A 26418-nucleotide genomic window follows, 5' to 3' on the forward strand; every position below is an offset into this window, starting at 1 on the left:
TTCCAAAAAAGCGTTACTTTTGCTGCGTATTTAAAAACAAACGAGACAAATGAATCGATTTAGCTTTACATATTTCTTTTATTACTTTTACTTTAGCAGAGTGAAGGCAGGAATTTGTATGTAAAGCGTTGATGATAGAAAATATGTATCAATAAACAATATAAAGTCCTGCCGGTTTCGGTGGGACTTTTTTTTGTGACAATAAATTAGAAAGATGAAAAAGAAAGTAGCAATTCAGGGAATAGCCGGTTCGTATCACGACATCGCAGCCCGTAGCTTCTATGAAGGTGAAGATATTGAAATTGTTGGATGCAATACATTCAGAGATGTTATTTCAGCCATTAAGAAAGACCCGTCTTTGTTGGGACTGATGGCCATCGAGAATACTATTGCAGGGAGCTTGCTGCAAAATCATGAACTGATTCGCGAAAGCGGACTGAGAGTGATCGGCGAATACAAACTGCGCATCTCGCACTCGCTTGTTGCACTGCCGGGAACATCGATACACGATGTCACGGAAGTCAACTCCCACCCTATTGCGCTTATGCAGTGTACCGACTTCCTCGATACCTTGCCGAATGCCAAGGTGGTTGAGAAAGAAGATACGGCGATGAGTGCCCGATGGATTGCCGAGAATAATCTGGAAGGACACGCTGCTATTTGCGGGAAACTGGCCGCCCAAATCTACAAGATGGAAATACTGGCCGAAGGGATAGAGACCAACAAACGAAACTTCACCCGCTTCCTTGCCATAGCAGACCGCTGGACGGCTGAAGATCTTCTTGAAAAATCAGACATCAACAAATCTTCGTTAGTTTTCGCTCTTCCCCACACCTCCGGCAGTCTTTCCAAAGTCCTCTCCATTCTTTCTTTTTACGACATGAATCTTTCTAAAATACAATCGTTACCGATCATCGGCCGCGAATGGGAGTATTTGTTCTATATAGACCTGACATTTACTGATTATACAAGATACAGACAGGCATTGGATGCCATCACTCCATTAACAAAGGACTTAAAAATTTTAGGCGAATATGCAGAAGGAAAACAAAGTGTGTAACATCACACCCGCTGACCGTGTAGGCAGCGTACAGGAATACTACTTCTCAAAGAAACTGAAAGAAGTAGCCGAAATGAATGCCGCAGGCAAGAATGTGATCAGCCTGGGCGTAGGTAGCCCTGATCTGCCTCCTTCGGAACAGACCATCGAGACATTGTGCGAACATGCACATAATGCGAATGAGCATGGTTACCAACCGTATGTGGGTATCCCCGAACTGCGTAAAGGTTTCGCCGACTGGTATCAGACATGGTATGGAGTTGAACTGGACCCGAAAACAGAGATACAACCGTTGATCGGTTCCAAAGAAGGTATCCTGCATATCTCACTGGCATTCCTGAATCCGGGCGATGGCGTATTGGTTCCCAATCCCGGTTATCCGACTTATAGCTCTGTCAGCAAGCTGGTACAGGCAAATCTAATTCCTTATGAGCTGAAAGAAGAATTAGGATGGCAGCCGGATTTCGAGGCATTGGAAAAGATGGACCTTTCCAACGTAAAGCTGATGTGGGTCAACTATCCGAACATGCCTACCGGAGCAAACGCCAGCAGGGAACTTTTTGAAAAGCTGGTTGCTTTCGGACGTAAACACGGTATCATTATCTGTAACGACAATCCTTACAGTTTCATCCTGAACGACCAGCCGTTAAGTATCCTGAGTGTTCCGGGAGCTAAAGATATCTGTATCGAAATGAATTCGATGAGTAAGGCGCACAATATGCCGGGATGGCGTATGGCAATGCTGGCCTCGAACGCCCAGTTCGTTCAATGGATATTGAAAGTGAAGAGCAACATCGACTCCGGCCAGTTCAAACCGATGCAGCATGCAGCTGTGGAAGCATTGAAAGCGCCGAAAGAATGGTATGACAATATGAACCGTACCTATCGTAGCCGCCGCGACCTGGCCGGACAAATCATGCACGCCATCGGTTGTACCTACGACGAAAATCAGGTTGGCATGTTCCTCTGGGGAAAGATCCCGGCAGAAGCAGAAGGCAGCGAAGCCCTGGCAAACAAGGTATTGTATGAAGCCAACGTTTTCATTACCCCCGGATTTATCTTCGGAAGCTGTGGCGAACGTTACGTCCGTATCTCACTTTGCTGCAAGAACGAAGCATTACAGGAAGCACTTATGAGAATTAAAGAATTGAAAATTAAAAATTGAAAATTATACGATCATGGAAATGGAATTAGAATCAATCTTATTACCCGGTGTAGACCCACAGCGTCCTATCATCATCTCGGGCCCGTGCAGTGCCGAAACAGAAGAACAAGTAATGGACGCAGCCCATCAGCTGGCATCAAAAGGCGTTAAAATATTCCGTGCCGGAATCTGGAAACCCCGTACTAAACCGGGAGGATTCGAAGGTATCGGAGCCGAAGGCTTGCAGTGGTTGAAACGTGTAAAGAAAGAAACAGGTATGTATGTAGCTACCGAAGTAGCCACAAAAGACCATGTATTCGAAGCGTTGAAAGCCGGAATAGATATCCTGTGGATCGGTGCACGTACCACCGTTAACCCGTTCGCCGTACAGGAAATCGCAGATGCTTTGAAAGGTGTAGATATACCTGTTCTGATCAAGAATCCGGTCAACCCGGACCTGGAATTATGGATTGGTGCTTTCGAACGTCTGTATGGTGCAGGTATCCGCAGACTGGGTGCTATCCACCGCGGATTCAGTTCATACGATAAGAAAATGTACCGCAACCTGCCGTTGTGGCATATACCTATCGAACTTCGCCGCCGTATGCCGAACCTGCCGATCTTCTGTGATCCCAGCCATATCGGTGGTAAGCGCGAACTGATCGCTCCGCTGTCTCAGCAGGCAATGGACCTGAGCTTCGACGGCCTGATGATCGAATCGCATCCTTGTCCGGATTGTGCATGGAGCGACGCTTCCCAGCAGATCACTCCGGATGTACTGGATTATGTTGTCAACCTGCTGGTTATCCGTAACGAGACACAGACAACAGAAAACCTGGCAGAACTGCGCCGCCAGATCGACGGTATCGACGAGCAACTGCTCGAACTGCTGGCTAAACGTATGCGTATCTCCCGCGAAATCGGTGTGTATAAAAAGGAACATAACATGCCCATCCTCCAGTCACCGCGTTACAGCGAAATCCTGGAAAAACGTTCGGATATGGGACAGACGATGGACCTGAACACGGACTTTGTAAAAGAAATCCTGAAAGAGATCCACGAAGAGTCTGTTCGCCAGCAGATGATTATCATGAATGAGTAACAAAACTGCACACAGATTTTGCACAACGACCTTGTGACGGGCATCACAAGGGTTTTGTGACGAGCATCACAAGGTCGTTGTGACGGACACCAAAAGGGTGTTGTGGCGGGCGTCACAAAGTCGTTGTGAAAGCGGAAGAACAAAAACAACCCGCCGGAAATAATTTATCAACAAAATAAGACAATGAAAATATTAATATTAGGTGCCGGAAAGATGGGTTCTTTCTTCACCGACCTGCTGAGTTTCGACCATGAAGTGGCTGTATTGGAAAACGATCCGAAACGGATGCGTTTCATCTACAACGCCCTTCGCCTGCAAAAGCCCGAAGAGGTAGCAGAGTTTGCTCCTGAATTGGTTATCAACTGTGTAACACTGAACTACACGATCGAAGCATTCAAAGCGGTTCTGCCTTATCTGCAACCCTATTGCATTATCTCAGACATAGCTTCCGTAAAAACCCACCTGAAAGAGTTTTACGAAACCTGCGGTTTCCCGTATGTCTCCACCCACCCGATGTTCGGTCCTACTTTCGCCAACCTGGGAAATCTGGAAAAAGAAAACACGATTATCATTTCCGAAGGTGACCACCTGGGTAAGATTTTCTTCAAGGATATCTATTCAAGCCTGCGCCTGAATATCCGCGAATATACATTTGAAGAACATGACAAGGTGGTTGCCTACTCTTTAGGTATTCCGTTCGCCTCAACAATGGTTTTTGCAGCCATCATGAAGCATCAGGATGCTCCGGGTACGACCTTCAAACGTCATATGAAAATTGCACGCGGCTTGCTGTCCGAAGATGATTATCTATTGACAGAAATTCTCTTCAATCCACGCACTCCGAAACAGATTTCACGGATACAGGAGGAATTGAATATCCTGCAAGATATCATCAAAGACAAAGACTCCGAAGCGATGAAGGGGTATCTGACTAAGATTCGTAAGAATATAGAATAAGTATATTATTTAACCAATTCCCCTACCTATAAAACCGTATTGGAAGGGAAATTGGTTAATAACAATAGTATTGGAAAAGAAACCTTAGCAAAGACTGTTACAAAATTATGCTATCTTTCCAAGTGTTATTTCTTTGCGGAGCAACTCATAATTATATAAAGCACTTTGATAATACAGTCCTGTTTCTAGATCAGTTATCTTCTCATAAAGCTGAGAATTATATACCAGACTCAATGCATCCAGCAACGAAAGTTTAAAATCATCCATCACTAACAATACCAATCGTTCTATAAGTGCATCTATCAAAAAGCGGACTTCATTATTCATAATTTCTGTAATTTAGATATTGCTCGTTCAGTTCCGAAAAAATATTGCCGGTTCAGTTTACGGAATGTCAGTTCATTTACCAACGTTTCCATCGAAATCATCTGCCGCGCGTAACGCTCTAATTGGAAAGCTACACCATCATCAGCAACAGGACCGACAACAATATCATAATCATGATGATAATTAGTACGTCCTGCTTCACGGTTAGCCATAACAAATAAAGCCCACTCCTCACACGGTATATTAAATATCTTCACGCCTAACTCTGTTGTATAAAGTAACGATTCATCAAAGGTATACGCTGTCACTTCCGGTACCCCTTCACCAGCAATACGAACCCGGCGAATAGCCATTTGTCTGGCCTGTTCCTCTATATCGGTCAAATAGAAACCTTGTCCGAAATCTTTATTCGGACTACATCGTTCCAAATCAACAGATTCGATCACGATATTCGATCCGTGATAAAGTGTAATCATCCTAATGCTCCTCCGTTTCGTTTACAGATAACAGAGAGATCATCAACGGTATCGCTAAGCGAAAGCTGGTGCTCGGCTTCATAACATTCATCCAAAAAAACAAGCCCTTTGAATCGTTGCAGGTAGGCAAAAGCTTGTTTTGCACTCAACTTATAACGTTCGGCAAAAGCATTGATACAATAGATAATGTAAGTTACACGATTTTGCTGTTGTTTGTTCATCACTGTCTAATAAATAGTTCTACTGAAAACAAAGATAATAAAAAACTATACACCTTCGTATCATCCTTCCTCTTAATTTTTTATAGCCTATCGTAGATTAGGACAAACCTAAAACCACCTTACAACGTCTCCTGTTTCAACTGTTCCACAAACTGGTCGATGCGGCGTAACTCTTTTGGTATGTCGATGGCTTGCGGGCAATGCTCGTTACACTGGTCACAACCGACACAATGGTCTGCCTGGCGCAGTTTCGGAACGCTGCGGTCATAGCCGACCAGGAAGGCACGACGGGCTTCGCGGTAGTTTTCATCCGTCCGGCTTTTCGGAACATTTCCTTCATTCACACATTTATTATAATGAAGAAGCACGGCCGGAATATCTATCGCATACGGGCACGGCATACAGTATTTGCAGTCGTTGCAAGGGATTGTCGGATATTTAATCATCAGTTGCGCAGTCTCTTCCAGAAAGTCCTTATCCTCATCTGTCAGCGGAATAAGCGGGGAATACGTGCGGATATTATCCTGCAAATGCTCCATATACGTCATGCCGCTCAAAGCCGTCAGCACCAGTTCGGGTGAACCGGCAAAACGGAAAGCCCATGAGGCGACACTATCTTCGGGGCGGCGTTGTTTCAACCGGGTAACGATATGCTGGGGCACATTCGACAGGCGGCCACCCAGTAACGGTTCCATGATAATCGCAGGGATATTCCGCTTTTCCAACTCCTGATAAAGATATTCGGCATTCACATTCCTACCTGTCGCATGCCGCCAGTCGACATAGTTCAGCTGTATCTGCACGAAATCCCAATGAACGGTATCGTGCATAGCCAGCACCTCATCGAAAACGTCCGACGTTCCATGAAACGACCAACCCAGATGGCGGATACGCCCCGCTTCCCGCTCTTTCATAAGGAAATCCAACATTCCGTTATCGACATAGCGGTCGTTGAATGTCTTCATTCCCTGGCCGCCACCGATGGAGTGGAGCAGATAATAATCCAGATAATCGGTTTGCAACTCGCTGAATGAACGGCGGTACATCGCCATCGAGTTTTCACGCGTATAGTTCGAGAAATTCGACAATTTGGTAGCCAGATAATACGAGTCCCGGGGATGCCAGCTAAGAGCAATCCCCGTAGCCTTTTCCGACCAGCCCTGCACATAAACGGGTGACGTATCGAAATAGTTCACCCCATGGGCGATGGCATAATCCACCAGTTCGTTGACAGCATCCTGGTCAATCAAGTCGCCTTTCCCGTCAGGTGAAGGGATAGTCGGCCAGCGCATACAACCATAGCCCAGCAGGGACACTTTATCCCCCAGTCCGGGGAATGTGCGGTAAGTCATCTGGTCGGTCGGAACAGGCGAAGAGGCTTTGCTTCCGGAACCTCTCTGGTCTTTCGGGGCACAGCCATAGAGTGCCGCCGTAGTAGTTGCCGCCGTGATGCCTACGATATTCAGAAAATCGCGGCGATTGATATGTTGATTCTTCATAGGTCTATTCTTTAAAAACGGATTAAATAACTCGATGTCTTTCATGCCCTTCCACATAGATAGCCGTAAACGGGCGCGACGGGCAGAGATGTTCGCAGGCACCGCAGCCGATGCAACGTTCGGTATTAATGACCGGTATCTTCAGGGATTTCGGATTATCCGCATCAGATGCAACCATTTCTATCGCATTCGTCGGACAATGCCGGGAACAGTTACCGCATTCGACACCGTCGGTCAGCGGGATACAGTTCGCTTTCACCCATACGGCATGTCCTATCTGGACAGATGATTTATCAGCTTTCGTTATCGGCTTGATGGCTCCTGCCGGACAGACTTCGGAACACTTTGTACATTCGGGACGGCAATAGCCCCGCTCATAAGACATCTCCGGCTGCATCAATGTCATCAAATCGCCGGAAGGACGCAGGACATGATTCGGGCAAACAGAGATACAAAGCTGGCAGGCCGTGCAATGCTGCCTCATATTCCGTATGCTCAATGCTCCGGGAGGGACAATCGCCGTCAGTTTTTCCTGTTCTTTCCGTTCTTTGATAGGTGCCAGTCCCCCGTCTCTTTTCATGATAACCTCTTCCCCCTTTTTCTCCTGGGCTTTCAGGGCACTCCCCATCATAACCAGAGCTGTTGCCGACAAGGCCCGGCGACGGGAAAGGTTCGTTTTATCTTCCAGTTCAGGTTTCTCCGTGCCGGTTGCCTGTTTCTTCGTTTTCCATACCGGTGCGTAGGTTAGCGCATTCTTACGACAGGCGTCCAGGCAATTCATACAGGCTACGCAACGGCTGCCATCGATTTTATGTTCCTTGCTGTTGATGCAAGCTGCTTTACACTGGCGGGCACAAAGGCCGCAACTGTTACATTTATCCGTATCTATCGTGACACGATACAAAGAATAACGGGAGATAAAACCCAACACCGTACCAACCGGACAAATCGTATTGCAATAAGTACGCCCATTACGCCAGGCCAATACGACAAGAACCACCAGCGTAGCCAAAGCCGCCAAAAATGTCGGCAGACTCTTCATCCATACATCCACCTCATAAAAAGCATAACTCTCCACCCGTGCCGCCAGATAAGCAAATAAATTATTCCCCCACATCCAAAGCGGCTGAAACAAATTATTAGCGATACGCCCATACGCACTGTAAGGAGCCAGCAAAGCAACCAGAGAGCCTACCCCCGCAACCAACGCCAGCACAAAAACGAACAATACTCCGTAACGTAACCAGGACAACGCCGGCGAATAAGAATAAGGCAACTTCTTCCCTCTCCTGCCAATCCGCGCAATAACATCCTGAAAAACGCCCAATGGACAAATCACCGAGCAGTAAACACGTCCGAAAGCCAGCGTCAGAAGGACTAAAAATAACACAACACCCACATTCAATGCCAACACGGCGGGTAAGAACTGAATTTTAGCCAGCCACCCGAACCATCCGTGCAACGTCCCTGTAAAGTCGAGGAACAGTAGAGTGATAAGCACGAAACATAAGGTAGCCGCTATCAGTCTGATTTTTCGTAACATCATGTATCCTATTATTGATTAATAATCCGGTACAAATATGCCGGATTTTTAATATAAAAGATACAGACGTCTCGTCAAAACGAAAAAAAAGGGAATAATCGCGAAATGCCGGTCAATCATTTACCAGCCACGCTTTAAACTCGGATGCTTTATTCTTGCTGACATAGATACGTTCGGGAACCTCCACATCGAGCGTCACCAGCAGACGGCTGTCGAACCAGATAGTGATGTTGGATATACTGTCCCTGTTTATGATGAACTGTTTGTTCGCCCGGGTAAAATCAGCCGGATTAAGGGACGGCATTATCTGTTCCAATGTCCGGGAATACGGGTAACTGGCTCCGTCTTTCAGATAGATGGAGGTATTTTTGCCGGATGTGTAAAAGCAGGAAACATCCTTCAGGTTGACCGGCAAGAGCTTGTCCTTATAAGGGACCAGCAATTTATCCTTGTATTTAGGGGCAGGGACCAGCCGGGTTAGCTGTGACAGGTATTGGAGAATATCCTGCCGGTTCAGTTTGCCGTATTTATCCAAAGCATGCCTGATATCTTCGACCTTAATCGGTTTCAGCAGATAGTCGATGCTGTTCACTTTAAAGGCTTCTATCGCATACCGGTCGTAAGCCGTCGTGAAAACGATAGGCGTTTCAAGTTCTATTTTATCAAAGATATTGAAGGCCGAACCGTCGGACAGGTGTATATCCATAAATATCAACTCCGGAGCCGGGTTCGACTGAAGCCAGTGGACGGTCTGGGTGACACTTTCGGTATTCCCGGCAATCTGTATATCCGGGGCAACCTCCATCAATATATCCACCAGGTTTTCGTAAGCTGCTGTTTCGTCTTCTACAATCAACACGTTCATACAAGTATCATTTTAAAGGGAGACAGACGCGGAAAGTTTCTTCTGTCGATTCTATCCGTATCTGTTTATTCATTAACAAAGTAAAACGGCTCTCCAGGTTCGCAAGTCCTGTTCCGTTGGTATCGGGAGCGGACAGCTTCGGATAGACCGGGTTCGATACGACCAGTTCGTCCTGTTCGTTCAGCACGATTGAGATTTCCATTTTATGTTCGCTGTCTATCCTGTTATGGACAACCACGTTATCCACCAGAGGCAGCAAAGACAGAACAGGCAGCATCAACAAATCTTTCCGTTCTTCTTCCACCCGGACTGAAAAGGTCAGTTTATTCGCAAAACGTACTTCCATAACATACTGGAAAGACAGCATAAACTCCAGCTCTTCCCGCAATGAGACCAACCCTTTCCGGTCACTCTGAAGGATATAGCGGAAGATATCGGACAACTGATGGACATACATCAGCGTCTTTTCGTCATCCTTTTTACGAATCAATGAAGAGATGCCGTTCAGCGAATTAAAAAAGAAATGCGGATTAATCTGGTTGGCCAGTGCATCGCAGCGGCTTTGCAGATTTTCAAAACGCAAACGCTCTATCTCCGACTCCTTCTCCCGCTGCCGGGAATACAACATGGAAATATATCCGATAAACGTACAGAGAAAGCATGTCACGAAGAACTGGAATATCAGAATACTGCCCAAAGCATCCGTATGAATACCCAAAGAAGAAACCCCGTACGATATGGAGGCATAAAGCAGGTAAGCGATAAAAGAAAACAGGAAGTTACGCATCAGCCGTTGCTTGAACAGGGTAGCCGGCATCTTCTTCAGATTATAGCGTATCAGCAAACTGATTAATCCCCAGAAGAAAAGGAAGCGATACACAAAAAAGGAAAGAAGACCGGTAACGCCAGTCCCCTCCACATATTTCAACTCCCAGGGGATACAGGCGATGTTTGGGTATATGATAAAAACCGTACTAATCAAGCTGACCAGCGGAAGTCTCCGGGCAATATAGGTATCAAACGAATCCATAGCATCTTATTTCCTGTAACAAAGAAAAACAAAATAATCGGCACTTCACAATCCCCAGGTAGGAAAACGAAAAAAAGCAGCGTGAAGACGAAAAGAAAATCACTGTCAGAATACCGGAAGAGGCGTTTTGACTAATTTCTTATTTCCCCGGGTCTGTAAATATAACAGGAACAGTATATCGACATTTCATAAAACGAGGTTGCTGATAGTAACCGACAGCCGGTTTCCAACGTGGCATAAGCCGAAGTACCCGCAAAGCCTCTTCATCAAATACAGGAATATTGCTACCACGAACAACTTCAATATCCTCCAACTCTCCATACGTATTTATAGTAAATGTACAAGTAACCCTCACATTCTTATTCGAACCGATATACGAAGAAGGATATTGTAGATGTTTCCTGATAAACTCTAAACAGGCAGCACTACCGCCGGGAAACTCCGGCATCGATTCATAATCGACAAACAGCTGTTCTTTCTGTTTATCCCATGCTTCGCGTATTTTCTGCCGGGTATAATGATGTTGCGGACGAAACGAGACATAAACAGCGTACATACATTCCACCCGTTTGCCGGCTTTATCATAGGCCGGAAGCCAATGCGACATTGTATTTATCAGACGCTTTACCTCTTTTTCACAGGCCGGCTCACTACTTTCCAGCGTGAAAACATCTTTTGCCATCCCCATTGTGTCTATCGTAAACTGGCAAACGGCGTAACCTCCCCTATTTGCTTTTAACATATCTACAGGATACTCCATCTTATCATAAAAATACTTTTCAATATCTACAAAACCCGGAAATTGAGGCACCTCACTTAACTCCACCGGATTTTTCAGTTGTAATCCCAGCTGCCAGATGCCACGATAAACCGGATTACGGACTGTATCGACAGGTTCTTTTTCCAACTTCTCCAAAAGGGCGGCAGCAACCTGCTTCGTCAAAGCCCAATCAGTCTCATTCCTGACAATCCGGCTGTAAACGGAATCTCCCAGGTCGGTCAATTCGCGGCACAAAGAACCGGCCTCAGGTGCCCATTTCAAAGCGACGTTCACTTTTCCACAAGTATCCGTCGAAGCGAAATAACAGGTATACCCATCCAGTCCGAGACTATACCCGTCTACATCTTCTGCCAGCAGGAGGGCACGGCGGAACAGATTCGAAAGCAGGTCGTACAACTCCCGGTCAGCCGGTGCTTCCATCGTTTTAGCAGATAATCTGTCTGTAGAATAATGAAAAAGACGATGGCCCTCAATCGCTTTGAACCGATAGATATCGTCCAACTGCTCTATTTCCCAGGCTTTACAATCATCCATGCAATCCTTATTCATAAAGAAAGCCTGCGGAGCGGAAGAAAATGTCGTACGCAGGAAGTTAGTACCAACCATTTCGGCAGAAAGAGTATCGTGAGTGAGTTCAAGATACCGGTCTTTTACCTGTGCACCCAAATCGGCCAACGAAAACAGGTACACGAATAGAAATCCTATAATTCGCATAAACAGGCCCTCCAATTAGATATTATACGGTTTCCAAATATACAGAAAATCCCATGCCTCCCATCTCATTCTTGTCGGTTATTTTCTTCTTTATAGAAATCTACCGGAACGGTATATTTTACTTTTACCGGTTTACCACGCTGCTGGCCCGGTATCCATTTCGGCATTTTCCGGACGATACGGATTGCTTCGTCATCGAGTTCTTTATACGAAGAAGAACGAATGACCTGAATATCACTTAACGAACCGTTTCTTTCCACAACAAACGAAACAACCACACGTCCTTCTTTTGTTATGTTTTTCGAGATATTATCCTCAATGAATTTTAAAAGACCGGAATGACCGCCATCCGGAAATTCCGGCATTTGTTCTACGACAGTGAATACCCGCGTTGCAAATAAATGTTCCTCCTTTTCACGATATTCCTGTTCGGATAAACCACCCAGAACCGTTTCGGGAACAGGAGTTTTGGTAGCCTGTGCCAGTTCCTGTTTGCTATCCGACAGGCGAAAATCTGCCATCATCAACAGTTTGTCACCAACGTGCATATCACCGACGGTAACCTCATAGAAAAAGCGATAACGTCCGGTATGGTTCGGATACACATCGGGATAAAGAGAAGCAGAAAACTCCCAACTATCTCCATTCTCTACCCCATAAAGGATATCGACTGCAAAATCATTGATAGGCAGTTCGCGCCAGACATCTTTATCGTCTTCATAGGTGATATAATAATGTGCACCACAACAAACAGGACCTCCGCTATGATTGTATAAGATAAATTTTACCAGCTTGGTTTCCGTTGAATAAACGGTGTATTCAGGACGAAGAGCAACGCCTTTTATATCGTTCACTCCTACTGTAGTATTTACAGGGGGCACCTCAGGACCGGTAAAACGGAAAGCCGGAGAATCCATCACTTTCTCACGAAATTCTTTCTGCTTCTCAGGAGTATTGACAATCAGGCATACCTCGATAGCATGTGTTCCAACCCCGGTACTTTTCACATTACGCATCACAGAAGTTCTTTCGAGTTGCCGCCATCGTTCAGTCAGTTTTTCGTTAATTACTAAAAGTTCTTTTTGAGTATAGGTCAAACCTGGTTCGACTACGAACTCCTTCGACCCCAATATCTCTTCCAGTTGTTTACGGACAGTGGCAGAGTCACCTCTGATTTGGATAACCAACGTATCCCGGTCATTAATATAGACGCCGCCGATAAAGTCGGGGCAATTCTTGCTCTCGACCGAAAAACCGATAACACCGGGAGGGTTATCGCCATAGAGTTCACTCAGCTTATCCAATAGCCGCATCGGAACTTCCTGGGCAGAGACTTCCCGGTCTGACATATTGTGAGCTGGAGTCTCACAAATACTGTCTTTCGGCATCGTGTCCGCCAATTTACGAGAAGTGGAGATGTTGCAGGAGAAAGCAAACAACAGACCACCGATACATACTGATAAAAGAAGTCGATTTTCCATACCTCATCTGATTTATTGATTATCCATTACTCGCCTGCTTTTTACGGAAAGTGACCGGAATGGTGTATTTCGTCCTGACTATCTTCCCATGTTGTTTGCCGGGGTTCCATTTCGGCATTTTCCGGATGATACGGATTGCTTCGTCTTCCAGTTGCTTATCGCCTTTGGAACGAAGAATCTCGATATTACTCAACGAGCCGTCCCTCTCAACAACAAAGCTAAGAGTTATCCGGTCTTCCTTGCCAGTTGCTCTAACCTCTTCCGATACAGCATTCTCTAAAAACGCCAGCATACCCGGCTGACCACCATCGGGAAACTCCGGCATTTGTTCCACCACCACAAATACCTTAGTCTCTAATTCCTGTTCCAGTTCACGTTCTTTCTGTATCAGATATTCCTGTTCAGATATTCCTTGCAGGATATATTCGGGAATGGGAGTTTTAGTGGCATGTGCCAGTTCCTGTTTATCATCAGAAAGGACAAATTCTGTCATCAGACGTACGTTATCCCCTATACGAAGGTCTCCAAGGGTGACATCAAGAAAAAAACGATAGCGTCCGGGAAGGTTCGCATGCACTTGAGGATAAAGAGAAGCGTCAATAGTCTTATGCTCCCCATTTTCCGCACCATAAGCAATCAAGACTACGATTCGGTCTGTAGGCAGTCCGCGCCATACGCCATCCGTATCTTCATAGGTGATAGTATAATCTCTACCATAATAAACCTTATCACCGCTATTGTTATACAAAATAAAAGAAGCCTTCTCCGCATCGGTCGGATAAACCGTATACTCCGGACGAAGAGATATGCCCCGTGTATCATTACCCCCCACCATTGCATTTTCGGCAACCTTCTCCGGCCCGGTAAAACGAAAAGCGGGGGAATCCATTACTTTCTCACGAAACTCTTTCCGCTTCTCCGGCGTGTTAAGCATCAAACGGATTTCTATGTCATTGATTCCAACACCTGTACTTACCACATTCTGCATAACAGGCGTTTCCTTCAATGCTTCCCATCGTTCGCTCAGTTTGTTCTGAATAACAGCCAGTTCCTTCTGCGTGTAAGCCCCGGCCGGTTCTACGATAAACTCTTTCGAATCCAGAACTTCTTCCAGTTGTTTACGTACGGCGGCAGAATCACCCCTAATCTGGATAACCAGCGTATCCCGGTCGTTGATATAGACACCACCGATAAAATCGGGACAATCCTTGCTTTCTACCGAGAAACCGACGACTCCGGGAGGATTATCTCCATAAAGTTCTCCCAGTTTATGGAGCAATCGTATCGGTACTTCCTGTGCAGACATCTCCCGGCCCGTTATCTGACCGACACTGTCTGTCGGCATTAAATCCGTCTGCTTGCGGGAAGTGGAGACATTGCAGGAAGAAACAAGCCACAAGCAACTGAGACATACTAGTGAAAGATAGTAATTCTCCATACCGCTCTTTTTAATTTGTTTCCAAATATACGGAATTAAAGAAAGGATAATGCTTATCTCCGGCAAAATCATGTCCAAATAGCGGAACAAACACGCTATTCCGTGACCACAACGAGCATAAATCAACTAAAAAAAGTGTTAAAAGTCGCCATTTTTGAGTAACAAAAGAGACATGGAAAGCCTCTTTTTGCCGTCATTGGACTGACGAACGACCAGGTAGAAACCCGCCATAAGGGATTTGGATATAATCTATCAAAGAAAGATTAACAACCTGACAGATAGCGAAATAACAAAGCATACTCTATTGATTCTACACTCCCGTTTTAAGAATCGGGGGCAGATAGGGTCGACAAAAAGGCTTTTTGGGAAACTTCTGTATAGTGTGTTCCTTGTTCCTTCTACGACACACTCGTAAAAGGAACAAGGAACATCTTACTATAAAGTTTTCAAAAACCTCTTTTTGTCGACCCTATCTGCCCCCGAATAGATTGGCTGCGGCAGCTATTTTATTTGATTGCAGCAGCCACCGGAAACAGCTGCGGCAGCCAGTGAAAACAGTTGGGGCACCCATTTTTTTATCCGCGTTATTCGCGTTTATTTAACTCATATTCTAAAACGCCCCCTCTTTATTCCGTTATAAAACAACCGTTTTCCACACTCCAGTCGTTGCCGAAGAAACCGGATACGCGGATTCCATGAATGCCTTCTTTCAATATATCGACATTGAATATCAGCAAATCGGGAAAACCGGTAATGCCGGAAATATAGTCGTTCGGATAAGTCGCTTTCATGCCTTCGATGCCTGTTCCGGCCACTACGCCGACACTGGCCGTTGGACTGTCGGGACGCGGGTAGACGAAATAAGTTCCCAGGTCGTTGCCTTTAAGCACTTTGTCTCCCATGCGGATTTCTCCCTTCAAGACTTGCACGGGGGCGTTCTTCAGGAGCTTGTTCCAGGCTTTGTTGTTACTGGCATTTCCGTAAAGCACCACATTCCGGTCTGCATAGGCGGAAGGGATGAAATCTTTGTCGGCAATCACGTCGATAGAGCCATTGCCCCTGTACAGGAAAGTCTCCGCATCAAAGCGAGCCTTGTTCTGATACCAGGTATTTTCCTCTTTATTTCCTCCGGTAGCATATACAAACACAACACGATTATCGAATGCCTGCTTGAAGCCGCCGTAACGGGAAGGATATTTCTCCGTTACCGGAATCTCTTCTACCAAAGTCCATTTGCCGGAAACCTTCTTCAGCACAGCCGGCCGGGTTCCGTCTACCGGGATTGTTTCGTTATCGATAGTGATGCTGGCTTCTGCCGGAAGTTTCAGAGCCGGAAAATCGAATGTAAGGGCTGCCACATTAGACGTCGTGCCCGAAATACCGTTATCCGTCTGTTTGAAAGAGACAGAAGAAAAATCGTAAGCCGTATCCTGCTGGTTGATGGTCACCCAATAATCTTTGGCAGAGATAGCCGGGGAAGCGGTATGGAACTCCAGCTGTTTCACTTTGTCGGCAGACGGCACACTGTGCCACCGGAAGTAATCGAAGATAGGTTTCCAGTCAACACTTTCATTGCTATACCAATGGGAACCGCCCGGATATTCATAATAACAGAAGTCGGGATGGAAAGTACCCAGTATTTCACGCATGCGGCGAACCTGTTCGATAGGAACGACATTGTCCGAATCGCCGTGAAGAATGTAAATGCCCGATTGCAGGAAGTTCTTTCTCAAATCGAGGACACGTCCGGCATTGGCCGCCTGGCAAATCATCGGGAAATGTTTCTCACCGACATTCGCTGCATCCGCATTCGGCCTTGAATATTTGGCAATATCCGGATAGCTGGCGCAGGGAGCGATAGCGGCAAAACGGTCGGGATAGGTTACACCCAGGAACCAGGTTCCGTGGCCTCCCATCGAATGCCCGGTAAGATAAGTATGGGCGGGGTCTGTCTTAAAGACCTTTTCTGCTTCGGCAAGCACTTCCATCGCGTCGATACGTCCCCACTCTTCCCAGTTGAAGCCGAATGGGCGGCGGTTGGTCGGGGCAATGATATGTCCCCAGTCCTTCGGTGCATAGGCGCGGGCCTGGTTGCGGGCCTCCACGGATGCGCCGTGGACGGACAGGAACAATGCCTGGTTATCACCCTGTGTAGTAGAAGGATTCACGCTGTAATACTGCACGCTTCCGTCCACATCGCTGATAAAGGTACGTTCGTGGATGGAAGAAGCATCTTTCTGTTGCAGGGATATCTCCGTGCGGTCAATCTCTTTGCCGGATTTGTCTTGCAAGATAACAGTTGCCTTCGTCTCCCCTTTCTTTGAAGAGGTAGCGCCGGGGATACGGAATTTCACCTTGCGGACCATCATAGGCATGACATCGTCCGTCGTAAGGGTCGCAGACTCTCCGTTTTCCAGCGTACATTGTATCTTCAGTCCGGTAAGAGCTTTCTCCTGTGCATTGACGATACGGATGGCGGCCCATTTCTCTCCTTCCCCGTTGATGATGTCGGGAAGGGTCATATCCCTCTTTGTCAGCATCACCGGCTTGGTGGGGATAATCAACTTGGCTTCCACCCTACCGAAACGGCCGGGAGTGAATATAAACTCATTCATCCCTTTCTGCATCCGGAAAGGAATCAGCGTATAGGCAAAGTCGTAATGGTCGCCCTCGTGAGGCATGCCATTGATGAACGTACGGGTATTCCCGCTCGATTCGAGCAAGGCAATCTGAGGTTTATCCGCTTTATATTCCGTAAAGACATAGGCACGGCGTAAAGCACGGTTGGCGAACTTACCGGTAGAGTCGGCCTCGATAGGAGTCCATTGCACGGCTTCGCGGGTCCGTCCGTAATTTGTTGCCGTCAGGTCATTTGCAGAAGGCGCACGGAATTTGCCGGTCGCGATTTCCCAACCCAGCCCGTCGGAGGTCGTAAACAAATAACCGGAAGGAGCCGTCACCGGCAGGAAATAACCCTGCCGGAAAGTGTGCAATATCATACCCTCGTCGACACGTTCCACACGCTCTTTTCCAAAATATTCGACGATGTTCCCTTTTGTCTGTTGCGCCGCCAAAGGGGACAGTCCCAGGAACAAGCTGGCGACAGTTATAAAATAAACTCTTTTCATTTGATTACCAATAATACTGGTCCATAATCTCTTTCATCCGGGGAGTATCGGCATCGGTGTCGCCGACTTCCTGGCGGAGTGTCAGCAATTCCTGTTTCATCTCTTTGATGATATCCTGATACTGCGGTTCATTGTACATATTCTTATCTTCTTTCGGGTCGACTTGCAGGTCATGAAATTCCCAGGCCGGTGTTGTCGGAGTTTCTTCCGAGCCGGTTGCATTCAGACGGTCGCCGTAAAGGAACATCAGTTTATACCGTTCGTTGCGGATACCCATGTGGGCAGGGCGGATGGAATGGTGTGTCCAGTAACGGTAATACATTTCCTTACGCCAGTCGGCCGGTGTTTCACCTTTCAGGTTCTGACGGAAACTTTCTCCCTGTGATTTTTCCGGCGCCTTGATACCTGCGTAATCAGCAAGTGTGGCAGCGAAATCTACATTCAGGATAATATCCTTGTTGCGTGTTCCCGCCGGAATCTCTTTCGGATAACGAATCACGAAAGGCATGTGCAACGGTTCTTCATACATCATACGTTTATCGAACATGCCGTGTTCACCCAGGAAATACCCCTGGTCGGAAACATAGACGATAATTGTATTCTTGGCCAGTCCTTCTTCATCCAGCATCTTGAGCAAGCGTCCGATGTTGTCGTCGATAGTCGCGCCGCAACGCAGGTAATCTTTAATCATCTTCTGATAGATTTTCTTACGGGCAGCCACTTTATCCATACCTTTCGTAGAGAAAGGCAGTTCCGGATATTGGCACCACCAGGCGGCAGGGTCTTTCGATGCGGTTTCCCAACGCCATCCCATATTCTCCAGCTGCTGGCCCTGGAATGCCCTCCCGGACGTTTCCGGTCCGAACTCCATCATGTTCTCCGGTTCCGGAAAGACAACATCGTCGTACAGATGCTTCATCCGTTCGGGAAAATCCCAGGGTTCGTGCGTTGCCTTGAAATGACAGCACATCATGAACGGTTTGTTCTTATCCCGGTTGCGTATCCAGTCGATGGTCTGGTCGGTAACGATATCGGTAGAGAAACCTTTTACCTCGGTGCCTTGCTTGCCCTTATCGTCGTCCACCCAGTTCTCGGCAGTCTTGAAGATCGGATTGACATATTCTCCCTGATCATGGAACACATTGAAGTGGTCGAAGCCGGCCGGTTGCCTTTTCAGATGCCATTTACCGATCAGAGCCGTCTGGTAACCGCCGGCCTGCATCTGCTTGGCGATATTATCGACTGCCGGGTCCAACCCGTCCTCCAGCGTATAGACGCCGTTGCGGTGGCTGTATGCCCCGGTCATAATAGCGGCACGGCTCGGTGCGGAGATTGAGTTCGTACAGAAACAGTTATCCAGCACGCAGCCTTCGGCGGCCAGGCGGCGGATATTCTCGTTCTTCACATAGTCGGCCAGAATACCTCCATAGATACCCCATGCCTGGCCTGTATGGTCGTCAGACAGGATAAAAAGAATATTCGGACGTTCTTCCTGGCTTTTCTCTGATTTATTGGCCGAGTTACAGCCAATAAAAGGCAGGCATGTTGCCAACATACCTGCTTTTACAATTAGATTAGCGTTTCTCATTTTTATATTATTATTTCAGTTTTCCCGGTTCGCGGCGTCCTGTTCCCTTCACACGTGTCAGGTTATCTCCCAGGTCTTTACGCATATCGTCGGCAATCTTCATCAGCTTGGCTGCTTCTTCCGGATATTGGGAAATAACGTCGTAACGTTCTCCCGGGTCACGGCGCAGGTCATACATCTCGGCTTTCTTCAATTCCAGGTTTGTCAAATCTCCCGGCTGTCCGTCGTTACCCGGCACATAAGCGCCGTAAGTGACATATTTATGCGGGAAGACCAGCTTGAACTTACCGTCCGTGACTGCTTCCAAATCATTTTTGTGATAATAATAAACGAACGATTCGCGCGGGTTGGCATCTTGCTCCCCTTTTATCAAAGACAGGATGCTGACACCGTCAATCTTACGCTGGGGCAGCGGTGCGCCGCTGATATCGGCCAATGTAGGAAGAAGGTCGATATTGGATGCCAGTTTGTTACAGGTTGTTCCCGGCTGGGTTACTCCTTTCCAGTACATCACGCAAGGGATACGGTTACCTCCGTCGAAAGTGGTAGCTTTAGCCTCACGCAATCCGCCTGCCGAACCGGCATGGTTACCATAGTTCGCCCACGGGCCGTTATCAGACGTAAGGACAATCAGTGTATTTTCTTCCAACCCTTGTTCGCGGAGTGCTTTCAATACTTCACCGACACTCCAGTCCAGTTCCATCATAACATCGCCATACAGTCCCTGTTCGCTCTTTCCTTTAAACTTGTCGGAAACGGCCAGCGGAACATGCGGCATGGAATGTGCCAGATAGATAAAGAACGGTTTATTCTTATTCTTCTTGATGAAATTGACCGTACGGTTGGTATAATCCGTTGTAAACTGTGACTGGTCGGTGTTATAACCGATAATCTCATTTCCGTCATAGGTCGGCAGGTCCGGAAAATTGAACACTTCTCCCTGCTGCGGATGGAAAGGCCACATATCGTTTGAATAAGGCAATCCGTAATATTCATCGAAACCGTTCTGCAAAGGCAGGAACTGTTTAGCATCGCCCAGATGCCATTTACCGAAAACTGCGGTACTGTATCCTTTCTGCTTCAGCAACTCTCCTATCGTCATTTCGTCCGGACTGATACCATAATCAGAACCCGGTCCCGGTGCACCGGCAAATCCGATACGGTTCGGATAGCATCCGGTCAGCAGTCCGGCACGTGAAGCGCCACTGATAGGTTGTCCGGCCAGAAAATGAGTGAAGCGGACTCCCTCAGCAGCCATACGGTCGATGTTCGGCGTTTTATATCCATATGCGCCATTATAAGAAAAATCCCCATAACCGGCATCATCGAGGTTGATGATAATGAAGTTGGTGTAGTTTGCTGCAAGTCCCGTTACTGATAGTCCGGAGGCCGCAGCCAAAAGCATTAGCTTACTATTCATGATATCGTGTTTTTATTAGATAATGTTGTTATTATTACCGCATAAGAGCGTTAAAGATACGAATAAAATAAATTTCTTCCGAATGAAATCGTTTTTTCATTCGGAAGAAATCAGAATTACTCCCGCATCCGGACCAGGATGCGGGAAGGTATGTTCAATTATTTCCAACCTGGGTTCTGCACCAGATTTTCATTTAAAAGAGTTTGTTTCAAAGGAATGGGATACAGATAGCATTTATCTTCCCAACCCGGATTCGGTTTCTCGATATAAGTAACACAGTTTACATAGCGAGGCATTTCCGAACCTTTATACAGACTCTTTGCCAGCGCTTCGCTATTGTAATCTTCTATATTATTAATCTTGACACCGACAGGCTGTTCATTCAGATAGTTACCTTTTTTCCAACGTTTGATATCGTCAAAACGGAAACCTGAACCCATCAATTCGGAACATCTTTCACGGCGTATCTCCCACAAAACAGGAGCGACATCCGAATCACGGAACTTGTCGAAATCAGCACCGATATTGTTTACCTCCATAGCCGCAACGCCGGCACGTGCACGCAACTTGTTGACAGTAGCATCGGCAACGGACTGGTCGAAACGTCCCAGTTCAAACATTGCTTCGGCATGGTTTATCAACACCTCTCCCATACGGAAGATAGGCCCGTCGGTACCTTGTACCTCTCCTTTATCAGCTCCGGGTAACGCATTATAATATTTGTACATGAAGTAACCGGTCTGCGTATCCACACCGCTGACTTTTACTGCCGTCAAATTCGGTATATTTGCAATATAAGAAGCCTTCTTCGACAGAGGCAACATTTTCCTCTCCGGATTATTTTTAGATAACTTACCCATTAAATCCATATACTCACGTTCCACAGCGTTGCCCGTATATTCCCAATGGGATAAATCCGTAGAAACCGTCACTTTATAAGGAGGACAAATTGTATAATACAGACGTAAGTCACGATTTCTGAATTCATCATACACCGTATTGTCGCCATCATAAACGGTAGAAGTAGAAATAGGCCGTCCGTCAGCACATAAGTATTGTTCTACGAGCTTCTTTGAACCTTCATACAAACGTTCGCCAGTCGTACGCTGAGTCAAATCGTGCCCCTTTCCGCTTTCGTTTTCCAGGTACTCCCGATACAGAAGGATACTGCTTTGTCCTTTCAGGCTGGATGAGTTAAACACATCATCATAATCCGCCATCAGTCCCAGATTCTGGTCGATAAGTTTCTGGGAGGCTTTCACGCTTGCTTCCAGATATTTCGTACCGTCTACATTATCCACACTGCCATGATACTTTCTCCAGGTCCCTTCATACAGGCCGAAACGGGAAATAAAAGCACGTACTACATTCGGATTGACGGTATTGTCGCCGTCACCTTTCTCGTTTATATGCTCTTCGGCATACAACAGATTTTCCAACATGTGATTGGCAACCACCTCACGGGAATCTTGTTTTGCATACAACACATCCACATCTCCGGTCCCTACCAGATGTTCCAGCCAGGGCAAGTCACCGAACTTCTGAAGAAGTTTGAAGTATTCATGAGCACGGAAAAAATAACCGACTCCACGCCAGTGCGCTTTCTCCTTTTCCGTCATCTGTGAGTTTTCGATATTATCCAGCATCAGATTCACCCGGCGGATAAATTCAAACGTCCATGTATCCGCACTTACATTCGAAGCAGACATACGGTTGTTTGCCCAGGCGATACCACGGGCATCATTCGAATCGAACAACATATCCGATACATCTCCTGCCTGAGGATAGTTCTGATAAGCAATCAGTGTTTTATTGTACAATCCCCATGCGTACATTTTAAAATTATCATAAGTCGTAAAGACCGTGTTTTCCGTTTCTTTATCGATCGGGTATTTATCCAGGAATTCATCATTCAGGCAGGAAGTACCTCCAATAAGAAAAGCAGCCAGACATGCTGATAAATATATTTTTTTCATAAGAATCAAGTGTTATACAAATTATAAAGTAACATTAATACCAAAAGAGAATTTCTTCATGAACGGATACAAGTCATTAATACTCATCGTTTGTTCAGGGTCCATTCCTTTATACATATGATGTTTTGTCCAGAGGTCTTCACCACTAAAGAATACTTTAAAAGCCGAAATCGCTCTTGTTTTCTCAAGCCAGCTACTCGGGAATGAATAACTCAATGTGATATTTTTCAGTTTGATGTAAGAGGCATCCATCAGATATTTAGTCTGATTCCTTCTGTTGAAACCATCCGTTCCCTGGTTCACACCTGTCTGGTTTCCTAAACGGGGGTAATAAGCATTCGGATTTTCAGGAGTCCAATAATCCAGGTGATGTTTCAACACAGTAGCAGCAGCATTCGGGTTATCCGTGTTGGTGTGCGGCCATGCCAGGAAATTTGATTTACCGTCCGTACCGACAATCAGGTCACGTTTTCCAACTCCCTGGAAGAATACGGTCAGGTCAAAACCTTTCCAACCCACACCGGCATTGATTGCATACGGATAGCGTCTGGAATTATTACCGATAATCTTTCTGTCACCCGGATTTTTAGCCGTGTTGTCACCTGAGTTATCAATTTTACCATTCCCGTCTAAGTCTTTGAACAGGATATCACCCGGTCTCGGGTCACGAACATACGGGTCGATAGTAGGAACTCCTTCTTTCAGTTTATAGATACCTTTCGCCTCATCAATCGTTTCGAAATCATCTTCCGTATAGAAACGGTCTGTAACAAATCCCCAGATTTCCCCTATTTCCTGACCTACACGATAAGTAGACAATGATTCTGTCGGGTTATCGAACTTCGTTACTTTCGAACGTGAATCATACAGGTTCAAACCGATGTTATAACGCCAGTCTTTACCGATACGGTCTCTCCAGTTTATTGCCAACTCCCAACCTTTTGTACGCAGGTCGGCCGAGTTTTCCAACGGAGAAGAACCGCCAAGCACAGAAGGAAGTTCCTTACCCGGAGCCAACATACCTTTCGTATCGCGACGATACCAGTCAAATACCAGATCTAAACGGTTATCGAACATACCCAAGTCGAAACCGATATCCAGTGTCTCTACCTTTTCCCAAGTAAAGCTCGAACTAACCAAAGCCGGAACTTTACGGGTTATATTCCATAAGCCATTTTCCAACCATCCGTTTTCCGTCGCCATTACGCCCAGGAATGCATAGTTTTTAATAGCCTGGTTACCTACCTGTCCGAAAGAACCTCTCAGCTTGAAGTTCGTAACATATTCCTTCGACCAATCCATGAATTTTTCTTCAGAAACTCTCCAACCTAACGAGAAAGACGGGAAGAAACCGAAACGGTTGCCTGAAGGGAATTTGGAAGAACCATCATAACGCCCGTTCGTTTCAAACAGATATTTCCCTTTATAGTTATAAGAAGCTCTGTAATACAAACCACGTAACGAATATTCGTCATATTCATCGCCGGTAGTCATGGTACCGTCCGCACCGCTCAATGAGGGATGTTCCGGATTTACCACATGCAATTTCTTTCCCCAAACTCTACGCATGTAACTGTATTCCTGGTTGAAACCTGCCATTACACTGAAAGAGTGGTCGTTTATCGTCTTATCGTAATTTCCGTAAACGTTGATTGCATTGTAGTTGATATGCTTTTCATCCAACTGGTATGAAGAGTTACCGCTATAGGAGTCCGCCACTGAGAAATAGTTGTTTTCCGCATTGACATACTTCACTGTTTTCTGGTATTCATCCTGGTCGTAATTAGTTCTGTTGAAAGTATATTCAGCATTGATTAACAGTCCTTCCATCGGATTGAAAATAGCTTTACCGAAAAGACGGATATCTTCGTTGTTCTTTGCCTGGACCGGAGAATTCATGATATTCCAGCGGGGAGTACCGATTGGATAAGTTTCTCCATTTATCTCAACGTCACCTTCCGGATAATAAGTCGGCAGCAACTGGGCCAGACGATACGGAGACCAGTTTCTCAACGTATTCATATTCGGGTTAGTCGTTTTCGACTTGGAATATTTAATATCCGCCTGTACTTTCAACCAGGAAGTAATTTCCGTATTCACAAAAGAAGACAGGTTGTATCTGTTATAACCGTCCTTATCCGTAACCAGAATACCGTCTTCATCCAGGTATCCGAAAGATAGACGGTAAGCAGACTTAGCTGTACCGCCGCTCACTGAAACATTATGTGTCTGCTGGAAACCATAATTATCCATCATACGTTCCAGATGGTTGTTCTCTTTTAAATCGTACCGGTTACCGTTGTCATCCATATAATAGCCTAACGGATATTTACCCGGATTTGCCTGGTAATCTTCCAGATAGCCCAACCATGCAGTGATATCCTGTCCGTTGTTATAACGGCCGTTCTTATATCCCATATCATTATAGAAACGGACTGTTTCCAGCGGAGACGCTTTTTCTATCAAAGACTGAGGCTTTGAGAATGCAAAGTTGTTGTTGTAATTGATAGAAACCTTTTGCTCTTTATTCGCCTGTTTGGTTGTAATCAAAATAACACCGAAAGCAGCACGTGCACCGTAGATAGCAGCAGAAGCCGCATCTTTCAATACAGTTACCGTTTCAATATCGGACGGAGAAATCATATTGATATCCATCGGAACGTTATCGACCAATACCAACGGTTCGCCTTCTCCGTATTCGTCGATATTCAGACGGTTGGTACCGCGAACATTCAATGTCATGCTCTTACCCGGACTACCGGCATTGGTGGTAATTGTCAGACCCGGCATAGCTCCCTGCAACGCCTGGCTGGCGGAAACGACCGGACGGTCACCCATTACCTCTTCCATCTTCACCGTACTCACGGCACCTGTCAGATTGGCTTTTTTCTGTGTACCGAAACCTACGACTACAACTTCATCCAGTGTCTGGGTATCTTCCAGCAACTTAACTGCATATTGCGACTGCTGTCCGTCTACACGTATCTCTTTGTTCAGATAACCAATGTAAGAAATCGTCAGTGTACTGCCGGACGGGACATCCAGGCTGAATTTACCGTCGATATCCGTAATTGTGCCGTTAGTGGTACCTTTCACTACCACATTCGCACCGATAACAGCATCTCCCCTGTCGTCTGTTACCACACCTGAAATTTTCTTTTCCGGCTGTGCCTGCTGACGGGACGGAGCAGCGTTGGTTTTACGCACGCTGACTGCAATGGTATTGTTCTCCCGGTTAAAATCCAGACCGGTCTGTTTGGATATTTCATTTAAGACGTCTTTCAACGGTTTGCCATCAAAGGACAAATTGACCGTTAACTTGTTGTTGGTGACGGTCTCGCCGTAAAAGAACTTGACTCCCGTTTGCTGGGAAATCTCTTTGAGGACCTTTTCTACCGGTTGATTGTGGACCTCAACGGTCACTACTTCTGATTTTATCGTTTGGGCCATCGCCGGTTGTGCGCATACAACTGCTAAAAAAACAAAAAGTACAGCATAACAAGCCCAACAATACTTCTTAATATTAAGGAAGTTCATAAATTTGGAATGTTTTATAGTTGTTTTGAATAGTAATTTAAAACGACTCCGTATAGATTGCCTGGCCTCCACTCCGGACAATCGGTAGAGTATAAGGGAGGTCCCTGTGACCTTCCTTTTCTTTTTGTGGA

At 46.1% G+C, this 26418-nt stretch carries 19 protein-coding genes; 4 read left to right on the top strand and 15 right to left on the bottom strand.

All coding sequences use genetic code 11. The features are described from left to right. The first annotated feature begins 214 nt into the window (after positions 1 to 214). The 4 genes from K6V26_RS13345 to K6V26_RS13360 all read left to right on the top strand — a co-directional run bounded on the left by K6V26_RS13345 (position 215) and on the right by K6V26_RS13360 (position 4263). Positions 215 to 1060, top strand: coding sequence for a prephenate dehydratase (locus K6V26_RS13345; RefSeq protein ID WP_007658519.1), 846 nt, complete (start codon positions 215 to 217; stop codon positions 1058 to 1060). After that, on the top strand, positions 1035 to 2225 hold the full coding sequence (locus tag K6V26_RS13350) for a pyridoxal phosphate-dependent aminotransferase (RefSeq protein ID WP_046147479.1): 1191 nt from the start codon (positions 1035 to 1037) through the stop codon (positions 2223 to 2225). Before K6V26_RS13345 ends, K6V26_RS13350 begins: the two co-directional genes overlap by 26 nt. A 13-nt stretch (positions 2226 to 2238) precedes the next feature. Next, on the top strand, positions 2239 to 3306 hold the full coding sequence (locus K6V26_RS13355; RefSeq protein ID WP_007658523.1) for a bifunctional 3-deoxy-7-phosphoheptulonate synthase/chorismate mutase type II: 1068 nt from the start codon (positions 2239 to 2241) through the stop codon (positions 3304 to 3306). A 183-nt stretch (positions 3307 to 3489) separates the two neighbouring features. Next, positions 3490 to 4263 carry a prephenate dehydrogenase gene (locus K6V26_RS13360; RefSeq protein WP_007658525.1) on the top strand — a complete coding sequence of 258 codons (774 nt, stop codon included), beginning with the start codon at positions 3490 to 3492 and terminating at the stop codon, positions 4261 to 4263. Positions 4264 to 4368: 105 nt separating this feature from the next. On the opposite strand, the gene K6V26_RS13365 is transcribed toward K6V26_RS13360, so the two are convergent. From K6V26_RS13365 to K6V26_RS13435, 15 genes are all read right to left on the bottom strand, one after another. Further along, on the bottom strand, positions 4369 to 4590 hold the full coding sequence (locus K6V26_RS13365; protein WP_224265580.1) for a hypothetical protein: 222 nt from the start codon (positions 4588 to 4590) through the stop codon (positions 4369 to 4371). Continuing rightward, the gene (locus tag K6V26_RS13370; RefSeq protein ID WP_317197534.1) at positions 4587 to 5066 is read right to left on the bottom strand and encodes a DUF3990 domain-containing protein; all 480 of its coding nucleotides are present in this window, start codon (positions 5064 to 5066) and stop codon (positions 4587 to 4589) included. Before K6V26_RS13370 ends, K6V26_RS13365 begins: the two co-directional genes overlap by 4 nt. After that, complete coding sequence (locus tag K6V26_RS13375) at positions 5063 to 5287, bottom strand: DUF3791 domain-containing protein (RefSeq protein WP_224265581.1); 225 nt, start codon at positions 5285 to 5287, stop codon at positions 5063 to 5065. The genes K6V26_RS13370 and K6V26_RS13375 overlap by 4 nt, the downstream gene beginning before the upstream one ends. A 119-nt stretch (positions 5288 to 5406) precedes the next feature. After that, positions 5407 to 6786, bottom strand: coding sequence for an aldo/keto reductase (locus K6V26_RS13380; RefSeq protein ID WP_224265582.1), 1380 nt, complete (start codon positions 6784 to 6786; stop codon positions 5407 to 5409). 22 nt (positions 6787 to 6808) lie between these two features. Beyond that, positions 6809 to 8329 carry a 4Fe-4S binding protein gene (locus K6V26_RS13385; protein ID WP_224265839.1) on the bottom strand — a complete coding sequence of 507 codons (1521 nt, stop codon included), beginning with the start codon at positions 8327 to 8329 and terminating at the stop codon, positions 6809 to 6811. A gap of 112 nt (positions 8330 to 8441) precedes the next feature. Further along, a complete protein-coding gene (locus K6V26_RS13390) occupies positions 8442 to 9194 on the bottom strand; it encodes a LytR/AlgR family response regulator transcription factor (RefSeq protein ID WP_007658531.1) in 753 nt (250 codons plus the stop codon). 7 nt (positions 9195 to 9201) lie between these two features. Continuing rightward, on the bottom strand, positions 9202 to 10224 hold the full coding sequence (locus K6V26_RS13395) for a sensor histidine kinase (protein ID WP_007658533.1): 1023 nt from the start codon (positions 10222 to 10224) through the stop codon (positions 9202 to 9204). Between the two features lie 139 nt (positions 10225 to 10363). Beyond that, positions 10364 to 11719 (bottom strand): TonB family protein, encoded by a 1356-nt coding sequence (locus tag K6V26_RS13400; protein ID WP_046147484.1) that lies wholly within the window; start codon positions 11717 to 11719, stop codon positions 10364 to 10366. 65 nt (positions 11720 to 11784) lie between these two features. After that, positions 11785 to 13200, bottom strand: a complete 1416-nt coding sequence (locus tag K6V26_RS13405) for an energy transducer TonB (RefSeq protein WP_224265583.1) — start codon at positions 13198 to 13200, stop codon at positions 11785 to 11787. A gap of 19 nt (positions 13201 to 13219) precedes the next feature. After that, positions 13220 to 14638 (bottom strand): energy transducer TonB, encoded by a 1419-nt coding sequence (locus K6V26_RS13410; RefSeq protein ID WP_224265584.1) that lies wholly within the window; start codon positions 14636 to 14638, stop codon positions 13220 to 13222. Between the two features lie 626 nt (positions 14639 to 15264). Then, positions 15265 to 17766, bottom strand: coding sequence for a carboxylesterase family protein (locus K6V26_RS13415; protein WP_224265585.1), 2502 nt, complete (start codon positions 17764 to 17766; stop codon positions 15265 to 15267). Positions 17767 to 17770: 4 nt separating this feature from the next. Next, complete coding sequence (locus K6V26_RS13420) at positions 17771 to 19354, bottom strand: sulfatase family protein (RefSeq protein WP_224265586.1); 1584 nt, start codon at positions 19352 to 19354, stop codon at positions 17771 to 17773. 10 nt (positions 19355 to 19364) lie between these two features. Next, positions 19365 to 20774: a sulfatase family protein gene (locus K6V26_RS13425; RefSeq protein ID WP_224265587.1), complete on the bottom strand. Its 1410-nt coding sequence runs from the start codon at positions 20772 to 20774 to the stop codon at positions 19365 to 19367. Between the two features lie 158 nt (positions 20775 to 20932). Next, a complete protein-coding gene (locus K6V26_RS13430) occupies positions 20933 to 22750 on the bottom strand; it encodes a RagB/SusD family nutrient uptake outer membrane protein (protein WP_224265588.1) in 1818 nt (605 codons plus the stop codon). 21 nt (positions 22751 to 22771) lie between these two features. Next, positions 22772 to 26200 carry a TonB-dependent receptor gene (locus K6V26_RS13435; RefSeq protein WP_224265589.1) on the bottom strand — a complete coding sequence of 1143 codons (3429 nt, stop codon included), beginning with the start codon at positions 26198 to 26200 and terminating at the stop codon, positions 22772 to 22774. Positions 26201 to 26418 lie beyond the last annotated feature (218 nt).

The sequence above is a fragment of the Parabacteroides goldsteinii genome (assembly GCF_020091425.1).
GTDB classification, from domain to species: domain Bacteria; phylum Bacteroidota; class Bacteroidia; order Bacteroidales; family Tannerellaceae; genus Parabacteroides; species Parabacteroides goldsteinii.